This window comes from Sphaerisporangium dianthi (assembly GCF_042654065.1).
In the GTDB taxonomy this organism is placed as follows: Bacteria; Actinomycetota; Actinomycetes; order Streptosporangiales; family Streptosporangiaceae; genus Sphaerisporangium; species Sphaerisporangium dianthi.
Genome location: NZ_JBHSFP010000024.1, coordinates 89,241 through 106,227 on the forward strand (window position 1 = coordinate 89,241; position 16,987 = coordinate 106,227).

Annotated in this window: 12 protein-coding genes; 1 reads left to right on the forward strand and 11 read right to left on the reverse strand. The window is 66.9% G+C overall.

The features are described 5' to 3' along the window. Positions 1–11 precede the first annotated feature (11 nt). Positions 12–1,259, forward strand: coding sequence for an NAD(P)/FAD-dependent oxidoreductase (locus ACFO60_RS28255; protein WP_380845767.1), 1,248 nt, complete (start codon positions 12–14; stop codon positions 1,257–1,259). Positions 1,260–1,264: 5 nt separating this feature from the next. On the opposite strand, the gene murQ is transcribed toward ACFO60_RS28255, so the two are convergent. The 11 genes from murQ to ACFO60_RS28310 form a co-directional block, all read right to left on the reverse strand. Next, positions 1,265–2,176 carry an N-acetylmuramic acid 6-phosphate etherase gene (gene murQ, locus ACFO60_RS28260; protein WP_380845770.1) on the reverse strand — a complete coding sequence of 304 codons (912 nt, stop codon included), beginning with the start codon at positions 2,174–2,176 and terminating at the stop codon, positions 1,265–1,267. Between the two features lie 57 nt (positions 2,177–2,233). Next, on the reverse strand, positions 2,234–3,166 hold the full coding sequence (locus ACFO60_RS28265; protein ID WP_380845773.1) for a GNAT family N-acetyltransferase: 933 nt from the start codon (positions 3,164–3,166) through the stop codon (positions 2,234–2,236). Next, positions 3,163–4,170, reverse strand: coding sequence for an ABC transporter ATP-binding protein (locus ACFO60_RS28270; protein WP_380845776.1), 1,008 nt, complete (start codon positions 4,168–4,170; stop codon positions 3,163–3,165). Before ACFO60_RS28270 ends, ACFO60_RS28265 begins: the two co-directional genes overlap by 4 nt. Beyond that, positions 4,167–5,360 (reverse strand): oligopeptide/dipeptide ABC transporter ATP-binding protein, encoded by a 1,194-nt coding sequence (locus tag ACFO60_RS28275; RefSeq protein WP_380845779.1) that lies wholly within the window; start codon positions 5,358–5,360, stop codon positions 4,167–4,169. Before ACFO60_RS28275 ends, ACFO60_RS28270 begins: the two co-directional genes overlap by 4 nt. A 3-nt stretch (positions 5,361–5,363) precedes the next feature. Next, the gene (locus ACFO60_RS28280) at positions 5,364–6,272 is read right to left on the reverse strand and encodes an ABC transporter permease (RefSeq protein WP_380845782.1); all 909 of its coding nucleotides are present in this window, start codon (positions 6,270–6,272) and stop codon (positions 5,364–5,366) included. Then, positions 6,269–7,306 (reverse strand): ABC transporter permease, encoded by a 1,038-nt coding sequence (locus ACFO60_RS28285; RefSeq protein WP_380845785.1) that lies wholly within the window; start codon positions 7,304–7,306, stop codon positions 6,269–6,271. The genes ACFO60_RS28280 and ACFO60_RS28285 overlap by 4 nt, the downstream gene beginning before the upstream one ends. A gap of 3 nt (positions 7,307–7,309) precedes the next feature. Continuing rightward, positions 7,310–9,094: an ABC transporter substrate-binding protein gene (locus tag ACFO60_RS28290; RefSeq protein WP_380845788.1), complete on the reverse strand. Its 1,785-nt coding sequence runs from the start codon at positions 9,092–9,094 to the stop codon at positions 7,310–7,312. Positions 9,095–9,303: 209 nt separating this feature from the next. Then, a complete protein-coding gene (locus ACFO60_RS28295; protein WP_380845791.1) occupies positions 9,304–10,110 on the reverse strand; it encodes an SAM-dependent methyltransferase in 807 nt (268 codons plus the stop codon). 15 nt (positions 10,111–10,125) lie between these two features. Next, the gene (locus tag ACFO60_RS28300) at positions 10,126–10,347 is read right to left on the reverse strand and encodes a helix-turn-helix domain-containing protein (RefSeq protein ID WP_380845881.1); all 222 of its coding nucleotides are present in this window, start codon (positions 10,345–10,347) and stop codon (positions 10,126–10,128) included. Between the two features lie 115 nt (positions 10,348–10,462). Further along, positions 10,463–11,089 (reverse strand): hypothetical protein, encoded by a 627-nt coding sequence (locus tag ACFO60_RS28305; protein WP_380845794.1) that lies wholly within the window; start codon positions 11,087–11,089, stop codon positions 10,463–10,465. A gap of 65 nt (positions 11,090–11,154) precedes the next feature. Then, the gene (locus ACFO60_RS28310; RefSeq protein WP_380845797.1) at positions 11,155–16,509 is read right to left on the reverse strand and encodes a DUF4082 domain-containing protein; all 5,355 of its coding nucleotides are present in this window, start codon (positions 16,507–16,509) and stop codon (positions 11,155–11,157) included. Positions 16,510–16,987 lie beyond the last annotated feature (478 nt).

Here is a 16,987-nt window from a genome sequence, read left to right on the forward strand (position 1 = left end):
AGGAGGACGGCATGGCCGCCACCCATGGTCAGCACAGCATCCTGGTTCTCGGCGCCGGCTACACCGGCCTGATGGCCGCGATCCGCCTCGCCCGGCGCACCCGTCGCCTCGGCGTGCGGGTCGTCCTGGTCAATCCCGCGGACCGCTTCACCGAACGGCTGCGCATGCACCAGATCGCGTCCGGTCAGCGGCTGGCCGAGCGTTCCATCCCGGACATGGTGGCGGGCACGGGCATCGCGTTCGTCCAGGGCTGGGCCACCGGCATCGACGCGGGCGCGCGGCGCGTGACCGTGCGGACCGGCGCGGACGAGGAGCGGACGCTCGCCTACGACACGCTCGTGTACGCGATCGGCAGCGTGACCCGCATGGACGCTGTGCCAGGAGTCTCCGCGCACGCCTTCACGCTGGACTCCCCGAAGGCCGCCGCCCGGCTCTCGGCGCGGCTGGCCGAGATCGCCCGCGATGGCGGGACCGTGGTGGTGGGCGGCAACGGGCTCACCGGCGTCGAGGCGGCGACCGAGATCGCCGAGTCCCACCCCCGGCTGCGGGTCGTGCTGATCGGCCGCGACCGGCCGGGCCGGATGATGGGCGAGCGGGCCCGCGCCCACCTGGACCGCGCCCTCGCCCGCCTGGGCGTGCTGAGCCGGAGCGGCGCCGAGATCACCAAGGTCCTGCCCGACGCCGTGGAGCTCGCCGGCGGCGAGCTGGTCCCGGCCGGCGCCTGCGTGTGGACGACCGGCTTCGAGGCCGCGCCGCTGGCGGCGGACGCGGGAATCGCCGTGGACGGGCACGGGCGGATCGTGGTGGACGCCACCCTGCGCTCGGTCTCGCACCCGTCGATCTACGCGGTCGGCGACAGCGCCGCGATCAGGCAGGAGTTCGGCGTGCTGCACGGCACCTGCCAGAGCGGCATCCCGAGCGGCGCGCACGCGGCCGACTCGATCGCCCGCCGCCTGCGCGGGCGGGAGGCCGCGCCGTTCCGGTTCGGCTACATCCACCAGCCGGTCAGCCTGGGCCGCAAGGACGCCGTCATCCAGTTCACCCACGCCGACGACACGCCGCGCCGGCTGTACCTGGCGGGCCGGCTCGCCGTCCTGTACAAGGAGGCGGTGAGCGCGAGCCCGCCCCTCACCTTCCGGCTCAGCCGCCGCTTCTCCGTCCCCGCGCTCATGATCGGCGCCCGCCCTTCGCGCCCCGGCGGCCGCGCGAGCGGCCGAGAGAGCGGCGGCGGCCGGACGGCGAGGGAGGGCGCCGCCTGAGGCGCTCAGGAGTGGCGGACGCCGAGGGCGAGGTCGAGACGGTCGTCGTAGGCGGCGAGGAGCAGACGGGCCCCGTCGGCGTCCATGCCGCGCTGCACCATGACGACGGCGGTCTTGACCTGGTGCCCGGCGTCCTCCAGGGCGTCGCGCGCCACGGTGATGTCGGCGCCGGTGATGTCGGCCACGATGCGCGCCGCCCGCGCGAGGAGCTTGGTGTTGCTCGCGGAGACCTCGACCATGTAGTTCCCGAAGGTCCGCCCACACTTGATCATGGAGATGGTGGAGATCATGTTGAGCACGAGCTTCTGCGCCGTGCCGGCCTTCAGCCGCGTCGACCCGGCCACGACCTCTGGCCCGACGATGACCTCGATCGCGTGGTCGGCCGCCTCCGACAGCGGCACGCCGGTGTTGCACGACAGGCCCACCGTCAGCGCGCCCATGCGGCGGGCCTGCGCCACGGCGGCGACCACGTACGGCGCCCGCCCGCTGGCGGAGAGGCCGACCACCGAGTCCAGCGGTCCCGCCCCCTGCTCGCGCATGGCGGCGGCGCCGGCCTCGGCGTCGTCCTCGGCCCCCTCGACCGACCGGGTCAGCGCGGGCGTCCCGCCGGCGATGATGCCGCGCACCGTCCCGGGGTCGGTGCCGAACGTCGGCGGGCACTCGGAGGCGTCGAGCACCGCCAGCCGCCCGGAGGTGCCGGCGCCCACGTAGAGCAGCCGCCCGCCGTCCCGCATGCGGGCGACGATGCCGTCGATCGCGGCCGAGATCTCGGGCACCGCCCTGGCGACCGCCGCCGGCACCGTGGAGTCGGCCGCGTTCATCATCCACGCGATCTCGGCGGTCGGCAGGCGGTCGATCTCGCGGTAACGCGGATCGTTCTGCTCCGTCGTGACCGGGGTGGCCAATGGTCGCATCATGACTCCTCATCTTGTGTGGATCGTGCGGTGGCCGGGCCGTGGCGCCCGGCGGGACGTTCAGCCGAGGTCACGGCGGTAGAGCCAGAACACCCGCTCCACGCGCGCGCCGACGGCCCGCGCGTAGAAGCGGACCGGGCCGACCCAGCCGATCTGGGTGCTCCGCAGGCCGGCGGCGGCCTGCTCGGCGAGGCAGCGCCGCAGGAGGGCCCGCCCGACGCCGAGCCCGCGGGCCGAGGCGGCGGTGCCCATCGGGCCGAACCACCGGGGGCGGGCGCCCCAGGCGGCGAAGCCGAGGATCTCTCCGTCCCGGACGGCGTAGTGGCAGCCGGTCGCCTGCTCGACCTCCCAGGCCCAGGCGTCGTTCCAGTGCCGCCTGACGAACGCGGCCACCTCGCCCCGTTCTCCGGCCGCCGCGCTTCGCAGGACGACCCCGGCCGCGGCCAGGCGTCCGGTCTCCTCCCGGTCCGCGGCGGTGTCCGCGGGGGTGCCGTCATCACGGTCCGCCCCGGCTCCGGACGCGTAGGGCGACAGGTCGGCGGTCATGTTCCAGGCGGTCCTGTAGCGCTCGTACCCGAGGCTCTCGGCCAGGCAGGCCGCAGGGGTGTAGCGCACGTCGATGCCCGGCCAGGCGTAGCAGGGCGGGTTGCCGGCCAGGCGCGCCTCGCCGGCGCCCCGCTCGCGCAGCCAGTCCTCGGCCGCGCGCAGCAGTGTCCTGCCGAGACCTCTGCCCTGGGCCGCGGGCCGCACGGCCAGCAGGTCGACGTGGCCCACCCCCTCGGCGGCCGACAGGGAGGCGAACACGACCCCGTCGAGGCCGGACGTGGTCAGCGCCGTCCACTCGCGTCCCTCGGGCGGGGCGGCGAGCCGGGACACGATCAGCGGCGCTTCGGCGGCGTCGAGGGTGAGCGCGTCGGAGGCCAGCTCCCCGACGGCCGGCAGCTCGGCCGGCGGCACGGGACGGACGCCGGCCGGCGCTCCGCCTCCGCTCACGCCACCGCCTCCACGGGGATGACCTCCCGGCGCTGCGGGTGGAAGCACGCGTGCTCGTGCGTGCTGTCCCAGCAGCCGGCCAGGATCGGCCGTTCGTTGTCGCACCGCTCGGTGCGGAAGGGGCATCTGCGGGCGAACAGGCAGCCCTCGTCCGTGTGGCGCTCGTCCAGCGCCTCGGTCGGCACGACGCGCTCGCGCCCGGGCCGCTCCAGCCCGTGCAGCACGGGGATGGCCGACAGCAGCGCCTGGGTGTAGGGGTGCAGCGGCCCGGAGATGACGGTCTCGGTCAGCCCCCGCTCCACGACCTGCCCCCGGTACAGCACGTACAGCTCGCCGTTGTCGCCGATGTACCGGGCGGTGGCGATGTCGTGGGTGATGAACAGCACGCTCACGCCGAGCCGTTCGCGCAGGTCCTTCAGCAGGGCGAGGATGCTCAGCCGCATCGACACGTCGATCATGGACACCGACTCGTCGGCGACCAGCATCTCGGGGTCCACGGTGAGCGCGCGGGCGATGACCACGCGCTGGCGCATGCCGCCCGACAGCTGGTGGGGGTAGCGGCCGAGCACGTAGCCCGGGTCGATGCCCACCAGCGACAGCAGTTCCTCGGCGCGCGCGTCGATCCAGGACGACGGGCGGCCGGTCTGCGACGCCCGCAGCGCGAGCGGCGCCCGCAGGGTCTGGTGGATGGTGCGCGTCGGGTTGAGCGCGGAGTACGGGTCCTGGTGGATGAGCTGGATGCGGCGGAAGTACGGCCGGCGCCGGCGCGGGCTGAGCGGCGTCATCGGCGTGCCGTCGATGACGATGTCGCCCTCGTCGTAGGTCTCGAGCCCGGCGATGATGCGGCCGAGCGTGGTCTTGCCGCATCCGGACTCGCCGATGAAGGACACGGCGCCGCCCTTGGGGACGGTGAAGTCGATGCCGCGCAGCGCCCGCACCTCGCGGGAGCCGAGGACGTCGCCGCGCTGTTTGAACGTCTTGCTGATGCCGGTCCCTGTGATCACGCGTGTTCCTTCCGGCGTTCGGCGGTCATGGGCGCCTCGACGGCGTGGCAGGCGACGGTCCTGCCGTTCTCGGTGATCGAGGGCGGTTCCACGGTGGTGCAGATGTCCATGCGCAGCGGGCAGCGCTCCTGGAAGACGCATCCCCGCGCCGGCAGGGTGCCGAGCGTGGGCGGGCGGCCGGGCAGCGCGCGCGACTGCCCGGTGTCGCCGGACAGCCGCGGGATCGCCGTGATCAGGGCCCGCGTGTAGGGGTGGGCGGGCGAGCCGAGCACCTCCATTGTGCGGCCGTGCTCGACCACGCGTCCGCCGTACATGACGGCGAGCCGGTCGGTGACCTCGGCGGCCACGCCCATGTCGTGGGTCACCATCAGCGTGGTGAGCCCGCGCTCGTCGTGGATCTCACGGACGATGCGCAGGATGGTGGCCTGGGTGATCATGTCGAGCGCGGTGGTGGGCTCGTCGAGGATGACCAGGCGGGCGTTGAGCACGAGCGCGAGCATGATGCCCACGCGCTGGCGCATGCCTCCCGACAGCTCGTGCTGGTGGGAGTCCAGCACGCGGGCGCCGTCCAGGCCCATCCGCTCCAGCAGGTCCTTGGCGTCCCGCACGAGCGCGGGAAGGTCGTCCACCTCGTGCGAGCGCCCGAGGTCGAGGAGCTGCTTGCCGACCGTCTTGAGCGGGTTCAGGGAGTTCTGCGCGGCCTGGAAGACGTACCCCAGGTGCCGGCCGCGCGCCCGGCGCAGCCGGTCGCCGCCGAGGTCCACGACGTTGCCCAGCCCGTCGATCTCCACGCTGCCGCCGGCGATGCGACCGGGCGGCTGGACGGCGTTCAGCAGCGAGAGCGCCAGCGTGGACTTGCCGGAGCCGGACTCCCCCACAATGCCGGTGACGGTGCCGGGGGCGATCGTGAGGCTGACGCCGCCGAGGGCGGGCAGCTCGCCGAGCGGGGTCTTGTAGACGACGGTGAGGTCGCGGACGCGCACGCCGGGCGCCGTGCCGGCCCCGGGGTCCGTGGCCGTGCCGGGGACGGCGGCCGAGCCAGGGAGGGCGGCCGAGCCGGGGACGGAGGTCGGGCCGGGGACGGCGGCCGAGCCAGGGACGGAGGCCGAGCCAGGGACGGAGGCCGAGCCAGGGACGGAGGCCGAGCCGGGGCGGGGGGGCTCCCCGGCCCCGTGGGAGAGGGCTGTCACCGGTTACTCCTCACGCAGCCGTGGGTTGAAGATCTCGTCCATCGCGTCGACGATGAGCACGATGCCGAGTGTGAGCAGCAGGATCGCCAGCAGCGGCGCCAGCAGGTACGGCAGCGCGGCGGCGCTGGTCAGCGCCCCGCCGCCGAAGACGGCGAGGTTGAGCATCACGCCCCAGTTGTTGGAGTCGAACGGCAGCACGCCGAGGAAGAACAGCCCCACCTGGGCGTAGATGGCGCCGGTGACGGCGATGAGCATGTTCATCGCGATGTAGGGCGCCATGCTGGGCAGCAGCTCGCGCCCGATGATGTGCGCGGTGGACAGCCCGAGCCCCCGGGCCGCCTCGATGAACCCGCGCTCGCGCAGCGACAGCGTCTGCGACCGCACGGCGCGCGCGATGCCGCCCCAGCCGAGCAGGCCGAGCACCAGGCCCATCTCCAGGGGGCCGTTGAACTTCCACACGGTGGACAGCACCAGCAGCAGCGGCAGGCCGGGGATGGTGAGCTGCAGGTCGGTGATCCGCATGAGCACGGTGTCCCACCGGCCACGGTGGAAGCCGGCCAGCAGGCCGAGCACCGTGCCGAGCGCGACCGTGATGACCGCGGTGGCGAGGCCCGTGAGGATGACGTACCGGGCGCCGGTGACCACCAGGGCGAGCACGTCGGTGCCCTCGAAGTCGGTGCCGAACGGGTGGGCCAGGCTCGGCGGAGCGTAAAGCGCGTTGTCGTCGCGCGGCAGGTGCGCCGGGTACAGCATCGGCCCGAACGCGGCCATGAGCAGGAACATCACGACGATCGCCACGCCGGCGAGGCGGCTCGGCTTACGGCGCAGCACGCGGCCGACGCCCCGCCAGAAGTTGCGCCGCAGGGCCGCCCGGGTGTCGCCGAGCGCCGTCTGGGGAACGGTCACGCTCATGCCGCGCCTCCCGTCCGCACCCGCGGGTCGATCACGGTGTACAGCAGGTCCGCCGCGATGTTGGCGACGATGATGGCCACCGTGGTCACCAGGAACGTTCCCCCCATGAGCGCGTAGTCGCGGGCGCCGATGCTGTTGACGAGCAGCAGCCCGAGCCCCGGGTAGTTGAAGATCCGCTCGATGAAGATGGCGCCGCCGAAGAGCATGCCGAGCGAGAGGGCGAGGATCGTGAACAGCGGCAGGATGGCGTTGCGGGCGATGTAGCGGAACAGCACGCCCCGGGTGAGCCCGCGCAGCTCCGCGGCGAGGATGAAGTCGTCGCCGAGCACGGTGGCCACGCTCGACTTCATCGCCAGCACCCAGCCGCCGTAGCTGGCCAGCGCGTACGTCAGGACGGGCAGCGTGGCGTGCTGGATCAGCGAGGCCAGGTAGCCGGCGTTGAACCCGGGGACGAACTCGACGTCCACCGGGCCGCCCGCCGGCAGGATCGGCCACAGCGTCGTGAAGATCGCCAGCATGAGCAGGCCGATGACGTACTGCGGGATGCCGTGCAGCAGCGAGCCGGAGATCGACAGCAGGTCGCCCAGCTTGCCCGACCGCTTGATGCCCGCGTACACGCCGAGCGTGACGCCCAGCAGGAAGCTCAGCAGCGTGCCGCCGAGCACCGGCAGCACGGTCCACTTGGCGGCCGAGCCGAGGAGGGTCACCACCTCGGTGCCCGGCGTGCTGAGCGACTGCCCGAGGTCCAGGTGGAGCAGCGCCTTCATGTAGCCGGTGTACTGCTCCCACAGGCTGCCGGTCGGCAGGAACCCGTAGAGGGCGGCGGTGGCCCGCTCGGCCTCGTCGGGGGACATGCCCTTCTCGATCAGCGTCTCGTACTGGCCGAGCACCGGGTTGCCGGGGATGTTGCGGATGATCACGAAGCTGATGGTGGTGACCACCCAGATCATGACGAGGCCGCGGGCGAGGTGCCCGCCGAGCCGTCGTGTCACTGCGTTCAGCCGGGGTGCGCCCCGGGCGGTGAGGATCGTCATAGGCTACTTCTTCTTGATCATGCCGAGCTGCATCCACACGCCCGCGGGGAGGCGCAGCGCCTCGCTGCCGGCCGGAGGCCAGCCCGTGTAGCGGTTCGTGTTGACGAACTGGGTGTTGACGTAGTCGTAGATCTGGATGACCGGCAGCTGCTCGTTGGTCAGCGTCGCCAGCGTGGTGACGATGCGCTTCTGCTCGTCCGGGGAGGCCAGGTTGAGCCGGCTCGTGAGCTCGCCGGGGTTCACCCCGCCGATCGTCTCGGGGCCGCCCATCCAGTTGCCGTTCTTGCCCGGCGGCGAGTGCGTGAGCCGCCCGGCGAGCAGCGACCAGCCGTTGGCCGAGCCGTACAGGCGCTGGTAGATGTTGTACGGCGAGGGCCCGAGCGCCATCAGCCAGAAGCCGATGTCGAACTTGCCCGACGCCAGCTCGTCCAGGTAGAGGATGTAGTCCGCCGAGGTGGTCACGCTGGCGTCGATGCCGTGGTCGTCGAGCTGGCTGGTGATCGACTTGGCGGCGGCGACCCAGTCGGAGAACGACGCGGGCACCTGGACCTCGACCTTCCACGGCTTGCCGTCCGGCATCGCCCACACGCCGTTCTTCTTGACCATGCCGGCCGCCTTGAGCTCGGCGTCGGCCTTGGCCGGGTCGACCTTGTAGGGGTTCAGCGAGGCGAGCCGGTCGCCCAGCCACACCTTGGCCGAATCGCCGTGGATGCCGGTCGTGGTGAGCGACGGCGCCCCCGCCTCCGGTGAGGCGATCTTGGTGACCTGGGCGCGGTCGATGAGGTAGGCGAGCGCCCGGCGCACGTGCACGTTGTCGTACGGCTTGCGCGCCTGGTTGAAGGCCAGGGACGCCGCCACCGGGGAGTACCCCTTGCGGATGGCGTTGCCGGGCGTCTCCTTGATCTTGCGCATGACGGCGGCGGGCACGGCGGTGAACGGCGCGCTGTCCAGCTTGCCGGAGACCAGGTAGTTCCAGACCTGCTCGTTGCCGGTGTAGTTCAGCACCTTCACCTTGTCGGGCACGATCCTCGCGGCGTCGTAGAAGTACGGGTTCCTCTTCAGGAGCGCGGCGCCGGGGTTGACCCGCTCCAGGACGAACGGGCCGGCCGAGACGTCCTCGGGCGGGGCGAAGGCGATGACCTTCTGCGCCAGCCCGGTGATCACGGCCTTGGCCTTGTCGGCGGCCGGGCCGGTGCCCCTGGCGGCCTTGAGCGTGGTCCAGAAGTCGCCGGGAAGCAGCTTGCCGTACACGTGGGCGGGGACGACGACCGTGGACAGGACGTTGCGCAGGAACACGTTGCTGCGGTTGGCGCCCTGGGTGACCTTGACGGTCTTGGCGTCCACGACCTGGATGTCTGCCGCCGCGCCCGCCGCGCCGGCGTTGACGGTGTAGGCGCTGCCGCCCTGGGTGTAGGCGAGAGCGATCGAGGTGCGGACGTCCTCGCTGGTGACGGGCCTGCCGTCGGACCAGCGGGCGGCCGGCTGCAGGTGCACCACCACCTCGCCCTGGTCGGGCGTGGTGGTCCAGCCGCGGGCGATGCCCGGATAGAACTGGTTGGGGTCGGTCAGGCTGTTCTTCGGCCAGGCCAGCGACATGGCGTCGTAGCCGACGAACGTGCTCCCCTGCGGGTTGAACGGGTTGATCGGCGCGGTGGCGTCGATCTGCTTGGCCCCGTCGATCGTGGTGTAGACACCGCCCGCTCCAGCCGTGCCGGCCGTCTCCGTGGTGCCGCAGGCGGTGGCGGCGGCGAGGGCCGCCACTGCGGCGATCGCTGCGAGTCGCTTCATCAAGTGCTCTCCAGGTCCCGATTGCCGGGACCGTACGGGCGCTAGGGCGAGGTGGTCAATATTTTTCTTCCCCACAGGTTAGCATGAAGTTTCTTTTTACATGGCCCTCTACCTGCGGATACGTCGCCCGGAGCATCCCTTGGAACGCCCGAGGGCCCCGGCGTGACGCCGGGGCCCTCGGGCCGTGCCGTGCTCGTCGCACCCAGAGGTCAGCGCACGCGGCCGACCCCTCCGACCGCCCCGGCCTCCCCTTCCTTGACGATCACCGGCTCCAGCTCGGGCCGCCAGTCGCGCAGCGGCACCACACCCGGATCGACCAGTTCGAGTCCCTCGAAGAAGGCGCGCACCTGCTCGGGCGAACGGGAGGTGACGCCGGGTATCGCGGTGCGGCTGAACACCCGCTGCCCCTCACGCGACCTGTCCTCGTCGATGTCACCGACCGAGCCGTGCGAGATCACCAGGTGGCCGCCCCGCCCGAGCGCCGACCTCAGCACGGTGACGATCTTCATGGCCTCGGCGTCGTCCGGGATGAAGTGCAGGACGCCGAGCATCAGGATCGCCATCGGCCGGGAGAAGTCGAGATGCTCGCGGATCTCGGGGATCGCGAGAAGGCCCTCGGTGTCGCGCATGTCGGCGCCGACGGCGATCACCCGGTCGTTCTCGGCGAGCAGCGCGCGGGCGTGGGTCAGCACGATGGGGTCGTTGTCCACGTAGACCACCCGCGACTCGGGCGCGAGTTCCTGGGCGACCTGGTGCACGTTGCGCTGCGTCGGCAGGCCCGCCCCGATGTCGAGGAACTGGCGCACGCCCTGCCCGGCGAGGTAGGTCACCGTGCGGATCAGGTACTCGCGGTTCTCCCTGGCGATGTCGCGCACGTTCGGGAGGATCCCGATGATCTGCTCGGCGGCCTCGCGGTCGGAGGCGAAGTTGTCCTTGCCGCCCAAGTAGTAGTCGTAGATCCGCGCGACGCTGGGAACAGACGGATCCACCCCCGCCGGCACCTTGTTAACGCTCACAACGCTCCTCGCCGCTCACTCGTCCTGCCTGGATCGTAAGCGATCTCCGCAAGTGGTAGGTGGCCCGCCGAGCTTGGGCGAGCGCGCCGACAACAGCATCACGGCCTCTTCCACATACCGCCACGCGGTCGCCGCCGACACCCCGAAACCGGCCCCGGCCTGCTCGAAGGTCTCCCCTTCGCGCAGGTAGACCGGCACCGGCAACGCCTGCCGTCCCGCGTAGAGCCGCCGCCAGATCTAACCGATCGCCTTGCGGTGCCGGCGCATCAGCCCGGCCATGCAGTTCAGCGTTGAACGCGACAAATCGACGGCAGCTGAACTCGACTCGCATTCTATGGTCAACGCCCACCCATCAGTCATCGAATGGCGGAAATTCTAGGCCGCCATCAAGACCCTGAGTGACAAGCATCGCGGGATGCTCCCGGTCGATCCATGCCCGATCCAAGCGTACGCCGCTCTCGGCTTCTATCACTGCAAGCGTTACAGCTTCGCGGTGGTTTGGATCCCGATCTTCATCGTCGATATCGTATCGAAGAAAGAAATCGGCGTACCGAGCCAGCGGCCCCAACCCGGTTACCCAGCCTTCACGCGGCGAATATGGATCCCAACCACCGACACAGGAACCGTCGACCCAGTGCAGCATGCTGAAGCCAGCATTGACATCCCAGTATGCGACCCAGGCGCGGGCGCCGCGACTGAGCGGCTCGATCATCTCTGGAAACATGCCCGCAAATCCGCCGATCTGCAATATCGATACCGCCGTTTCGCTTTCCTCGAAAGAAAGCGTGTCACCGGGAGACAAGGAGTATGCCTCCATCGTAGTCATGTTGAGAAGGTTTTCAGGCCGACCGCCGATCCGCGTTACGGCTTGGTTCACCGACAGCACGCCGGACAGAGGCTGAACCACTATCCAGCAGATGTCATCCGGCAGATCGTTCACGGCGACTCTCAGATAGAAGTCGATGAGCTCGCTCAACATCACTATCTCCTGATGCGGGTTTGGCCAGGGTGCTCCATCATTCCCTGGAGCACCCTGACCTTGATCTACGGAACGGGAGGCGCCTGAGGCACCTGAGGATCTACGAGGAACAGATCGTACTCGGTTTTACGGTTGTTTCGATCAACACCGAGAATGCGATTGTATTCATAGAAGAGTCTCAGCCGTTGACCGTCGTTGCCGTTGTTCTTCCACCAAACCGGTCGAACCGAGAAGTTTCGGGCTTCCGGCCGGTTGATACGCTCGGCCGACGTCCACGCCCCTTGCATGGTGGACTCGAACGGGAATTCATCACACTCGTACACTTTTCGCTGATTGACCGGTACCGGTATAGGAGGATTGCCCGTTGTAGCTGGCTTACCGAGAACGGGATCGACAGTGGCATCGTACTCCTTGAAGTTGTTACGACATATATCTCTCACCTTGTCGTTGTTTTTCTCGTTCCACTTTTTGTCGACGGATCGGACGAGTCCCAACCCCATCTTCCCTGGTATGGACTTGCCGGGATCACGGGGTTGTGTCAGCCTCGGCGCGTTAAGAGCAGTCCATATATGTGAAGGAACGTTCCGGTACGCAGTCTGAACTTCGTCCTTGAGGTCAGGTTTCTCCGAAGATTTCGTCGGGTCCCCAGGAAGTGTCTCGCGAGTCTGGTAGATCGCTTGCGCCATATGAAAAACGCAGCCGCTGCCCACGGTGCTGACTATGTACGGCGCAGAGTCACACCTCACATCTGGGTAGGCGTCTGACGACTCTGTGAACTTCGGCTGCGACGCCAGGGTGGTGATCTTCGAATAGAAGCGGGGGTGGCAGAACTGGACCTTGTCGTCTCCCTTGCCGTTCTCTTCAAGAGATGCAAACGTCCAACTCACATGCTTCCCTGCATCCCATTCAGACCATTTGGCCTTGTACGACTCGACATTTGATATGAGGTTACAGCCGTCACCGGGCTGACTGTCCTCCATTCCGAGTTCGATCTCGGCCCATCTCCTGTAGCCGAGATCCACGAATTCGAAATGATCGATATAAGCGTCGAAGGAGTAAATGCGAGCCCTGGTGCCGTGCGGATCGGACACTTTACTATTGGTAGTGTATCCGAGAAGTGTCAGGGCGGAGTCGAACCCCTTCGTTCGTTCTCTCGTTAACGTGTTGGCTTCGACCGCCCCCAGATGCTGGATGCCACACCAGTTTTGTCGGCTGAGGTGATACCCGCCCGGAGTGAAGAGACCTGGAGCGACAGGTCGAGAGGGTGTACGGGCTTGCGTCTCGTTGCGCCAGCAGGCGTTATAGAACCAATCGTCAGAGGGAGCGGCGCTGGCCATGCTGCGCGCTTCCTGGGCCGTATGGGACAAGTTTATGGATCTTGGTTCGCTGCGGGTCACAGTTGGTGAAGCGGCCGGAGTAACAACATCGTCGCGAAGGGCGACGATCTCTTCGTTCGTGAGCCGCTTGTCGAACAGTCGTACTTCGTCAAGGTCACCCTGCATGCTTGCGCCAAGCGCCAGGGGTGCCTCTACTGTCCAGGTAGAGAAGCTGATGGGCTGAGTTTTAACCAACTTCCCGTTCAGGTACAGGGATGCCGTCTCAGCGGGGGCACTGTAGACGCCTGCGAGGTGGAACCACTCGCCCACCGGTGCTTCGACATCCGATAGCACTCCCTCAACTGCGGCATCATCGGTGTCGGACTCACTGAAGGTGAATACCAGTCCATGGGCAGGGTCGTTGCCCAGGCGGAAAGCATTCCTACGACTTCCCCGCTGCTCGATGACCGAGTAGTCGCCGTTCTTATCGGTCCAACGTAGCCATGCAGTCACGGTGAAGCTTGCATCAGTACGTATGACCGATCCACTGGTCTGGGCGAGCGGCTGTATTCTCGGTTCAATACTACTGATGACCCAGCGCGTCAAGTCTGAGGTGAAGTCTACATCCACCCAGTAGTTGCTGGCCCCGTAGGTGCCGGCAGGAAAGTGAGAAGCCGCACCATAGCTGTACACGCCATTGCCGCCGTATACTGCCGTCGCCGCCGGAGCGTGCAGCGGTGGATTGTCCGTGGCGTTGGCGAAGTAGTTGCTGTCGAACGCGTAGCGACCGCCGGGAGCGAAGTACGAGGCAACGTATGCCGTTCCTGCAGTGACCCGAACCGGTGCGGCAAAAGTAAGCCTCTGCCAGCCCGATTCAGTCTCTTCTGGGAATGTACCCGTCGCCAATTTCTGCCCACCTGCAGTCCACAGGTTGCCGATGTGTGTTCCGGTGTTGCCGGGCCCCTTATAGAAGCGAACTCCCGTGATGAAGCCTGGCTTATCGGCGGTGAATTTCACTCCGAGTTCCAGTGAGTTGGAGTCCGTAGAAGCATCGGTCCCCGGGGTGGCCGAGTCGAACAGGTGTATAGTGCTCACCGTCGACAAAGCAGGATCAGGTTGACCCTCGTTCGGGACAAACTCGACATCTACCCAGTAGTTTCCTCCACGAAAGCTGCCGGACGGCATTGCGGAGGAAGGACCGTAGGCGTAGACACCGTTGCCGCCGTATACGTCGGCGGTGGCTGGAGCATGCAGGGGAGGGTTGTCGGTAGCGGAGCTGAAAAAGTCGTCGCTGAATGAGTAGTGGCCTTCAGGGGCGAAGTACGACGCCACGTATGTCGTACCAGGAACCACTTGAACCGGCGCGGCGAAGACCAGCCTTTGCCACCCTGACTCGGTCTCATCGGTGAAGGTCCCGGTGGCCAGGTTCTGCCCCGAGGTGCTCCACAGGTTTCCGACATGTGTTCCGGTGTTTCCCGGCCCCTTGTAGAACCTGACTCCCGTTATGAGACCAGGTTTGTCAGTTGTGAACTTAACCCCCAACTCCAGGGAGGCGGACTCGTCTACCGCGGCGATCGGCGGGGCAGCCGTATCGGCGAAAAGGTGGGCGGGTGCGCTCGCAGGGACGCTTACCGCCTTCAACACGGTCTTGACGCCATCCGCTGCGACGTGGGTGAACTGGGTAGCAGAATTCCGCACTACTTTACTGGCGTCGGCGGGATCGGAGTCGCGACGGTAAACGCCGTCGATCTGGTGCTTATAGATGAGTTGGGAGCCGTCAGCGCCGGTGAACGCTACGTATCCGTTGTCGGAGTGATCCTCGAACGTCATGCCTGACACCGGCGAGCCGCCCTCCTGCCCACCTGTGGTGCCGGTATTCGAAACGGCACTTCTGCTCTTCCCGGTTACCCACGTCGTCGAGTCGCTCAGGGTGGCATCATACCCGTGGCCTGTGGCGTCCGCCGCGCTTGTCCCGTTTCCTTCGTCGAATTTCCAGCGGGCACGTTCACCCTCTGGCGCATGTCCGGCTCGAGTGGTGAAGGACCATGAGAAGGCGGTCATCACATGACCAGCCGAATCTCTGGCATCGGCTACCTGAACTGAGTACTTTGTCGAGAAGGTCAAAGCCTGCTCAGGGGTGAAGATTATTGCTTTTCCATCTGCGCTAGCGTTTATTTGCCCGGGAACGATTTTCCCATCGGCGTTTTTGACATTCAAACTCGCATTTGTAATGGCTTCAGTGAGCATAGCCCTCACGTCGGTATCCACGGGAATGTCGACGGCATCGGCCATCGGATTCGTCGTGTATATCGATGGAGCGGTGGTATCCGGCCCGGGAGGCGGGTTAGAGTCGTCGCTTGCTTCGTAATATCCCGGCCCTTCGTTCGGGTCTTTGAGCCATTCAAGCTGCTCAGGAGCAAGATCCGAAGGCGGCTCAAGTGAATCAGCGTCTACTGTGACCCTTGCATCAGATTCGCGGGCGCTTGCCACCGAAGCTTGATCACTTACGTACGGGAATTCGGGAATGGCGTCACTTTCCCTGACCCTCATATCTTCCATCTCGGCGACGGAAGGAGCGTCCGAAGGCTTCTCGGATTGAATATAAGTAGCCTTGTCGAGTATGAGAGGTTCGAAGTCGACGAAAAGCAGCGGCTGGTGGACGCGTCCTTCGCAGGCTGTACCGTTGTTGCAGACGGTGTATTCGGTGGTCCGGTAGCGACGCCAGTTGGTGAGGTCGGATTCGTTGCCGGCGGTGAGCTGGAAGCCGTAGTTGGCCTCGCCATCGGCCCAGGCTTGGACAATGCGGTTGACCGAGTGGACCAGGTCCCACTCTTTCTTGGCCCATTCGCTCGTGCAGGCGGTGGTGGGGGTGTAGGCGCCGTATTCGGTGTTCGCGCCGGTAGAGGTCACCGATGGCTGGTTGGTCCAGGTCAGCGATCCAGGAGTCCAACTGCTGGTGATCTGGCGGGCGGTGATGCCGGATCCCACACTGGTCCCGCAAGCGTTGGACAGGTGGTTCCACAACACCAAGTCCGCGTTCTGGACCTTGCCGCCTCTCAGCAAGGAGTCCGCAGGGATATCCTGGAATTTAATGTAGCTGCGCCAACGGACGGCGCCGTCGTTGGACTTGCCGACCAAAATCCGGTCCAAAAGCTGGTTGTCACGGCTGTCGGGGTAGGCATCGTTGTTGACGAAGGTGTCGATGGTGTTGTCTGGCGAAGGTTCCCACCAGTCCGAGGCGGCGGCGGCCACTGTGACCGGGTAAGTCACTGCGGGGTCGGCCAGGAACGCGGCATCGGGAGTAAGTACTAAGGTCGAGTCGCCGCCCCCGGCCTTCTCCAGGTTTGTTGTGGCCTTGCCGACCTTTCCCTCATCCGGGTCCTTACTCTCGTCGGCGGCCACCGCGTCGAGCATCATGGTGGTGGAGAGGTCAACTATCTGCTCTTGCATCCCTTTGCTGGTATTTTTGACCAGCATGACTTTGCCCGAGACCTTCTCGAAGGCAAAGTCAGCAGGCAGATCGACCGGAATACGCAAGGGCAGTGGCTGCGCCGGACGCTTCCGGATGATGATCTGCTGACGGAATCCGGTCGGCGTGGCAGTGACAACGAGATCGATGCCATCACCGTAGGCAGAGGTGTACTCTGCGTGGTTACCCGATAGGTGTGGGGCGGGAAGCTTGTCCGGCGCGAGGAGCTGCACCTGCGCCTTCCCGCTCTGAGGTCGTGACGGGTCGGCGCTGGCCGCAAGCACGTTACGGTTGCCTCCGGCCGACAGAGCTAGGTCCGACTTCGCTACCCGCGGCCTGACCTCGCCGTCTTGCACGACCAAAGTCGTGTCGATCGTCTCCCAGGTGCCGTTCCGCTTGACTCGGACTGGCGAGGTGGACATCTCCACGCGCAGGGTTTTGCCGTCGGGATTGGCGAAAGTGGTCGAGTTCTCCGAGCGGTAGGCGGGAATCTCGACGCGCTTGTTCTGTTTCTTGGCTTGCTGCTTGGCCTCTTCGTAGATGTCGGATGCAGCAACAGTGCTTTGAGGCGCAGGTGCTGGAGAGGGACCAGCAGCGGCGGGAGAAGATCCTGCCCCAACCAGTAAGGAGGTCACCGTGGTCGACGCCGATAGCAGCGCGACCCCGCGTAGTCGCCAACCTCTCGAAGCAAGGGTTGGTCTTCCTGACAGAATCACTGGACTCCATGATCATTGGGGGGTGTAACGATCCATGTGATCAAAGCAGTAAGTGATCATGCAGGCAAGGTGAGGAGCATCACTGAGAGGAGGCCAGCTCATGATGTGAGGGGGACTGCGCGTGCCGTACTTCCGAACTTCGCATCCCTCAGGTCGAAGATCCCGACAGGTGGCGGTCGCGCATCTACCGACCATCTGATGAGCCGCTCCGAGAATTCTCAGGGCTGCTCATCGAATTTCCCCAGGTCGTTGGGCTTCATATCATGCAGTTGATCCGCCACGTCATGCAACGTGCTGGTGTGTCGACAAACGCTGCGGCACAGAACGAGGTGGCACACCCGCTTCCAGGTCGGCGAACAGCGCCTGGCATTCCCATCGGCTTGCTGGATTCCACCAG

Coding starts and splice junctions, on each gene's coding strand:
- ACFO60_RS28285 (WP_380845785.1), bottom strand. CDS start 7,306: ATGACGATCCTCACCGCCCGGGGCGCACCCCGGCTGAACGCAGTGACA.
- ACFO60_RS28255 (WP_380845767.1), top strand. CDS start 12: ATGGCCGCCACCCATGGTCAGCACAGCATCCTGGTTCTCGGCGCCGGC.
- ACFO60_RS28290 (WP_380845788.1), bottom strand. CDS start 9,094: ATGAAGCGACTCGCAGCGATCGCCGCAGTGGCGGCCCTCGCCGCCGCC.
- murQ (WP_380845770.1), bottom strand. CDS start 2,176: ATGATGCGACCATTGGCCACCCCGGTCACGACGGAGCAGAACGATCCG.
- ACFO60_RS28305 (WP_380845794.1), bottom strand. CDS start 11,089: ATGTTGAGCGAGCTCATCGACTTCTATCTGAGAGTCGCCGTGAACGAT.
- ACFO60_RS28280 (WP_380845782.1), bottom strand. CDS start 6,272: ATGAGCGTGACCGTTCCCCAGACGGCGCTCGGCGACACCCGGGCGGCC.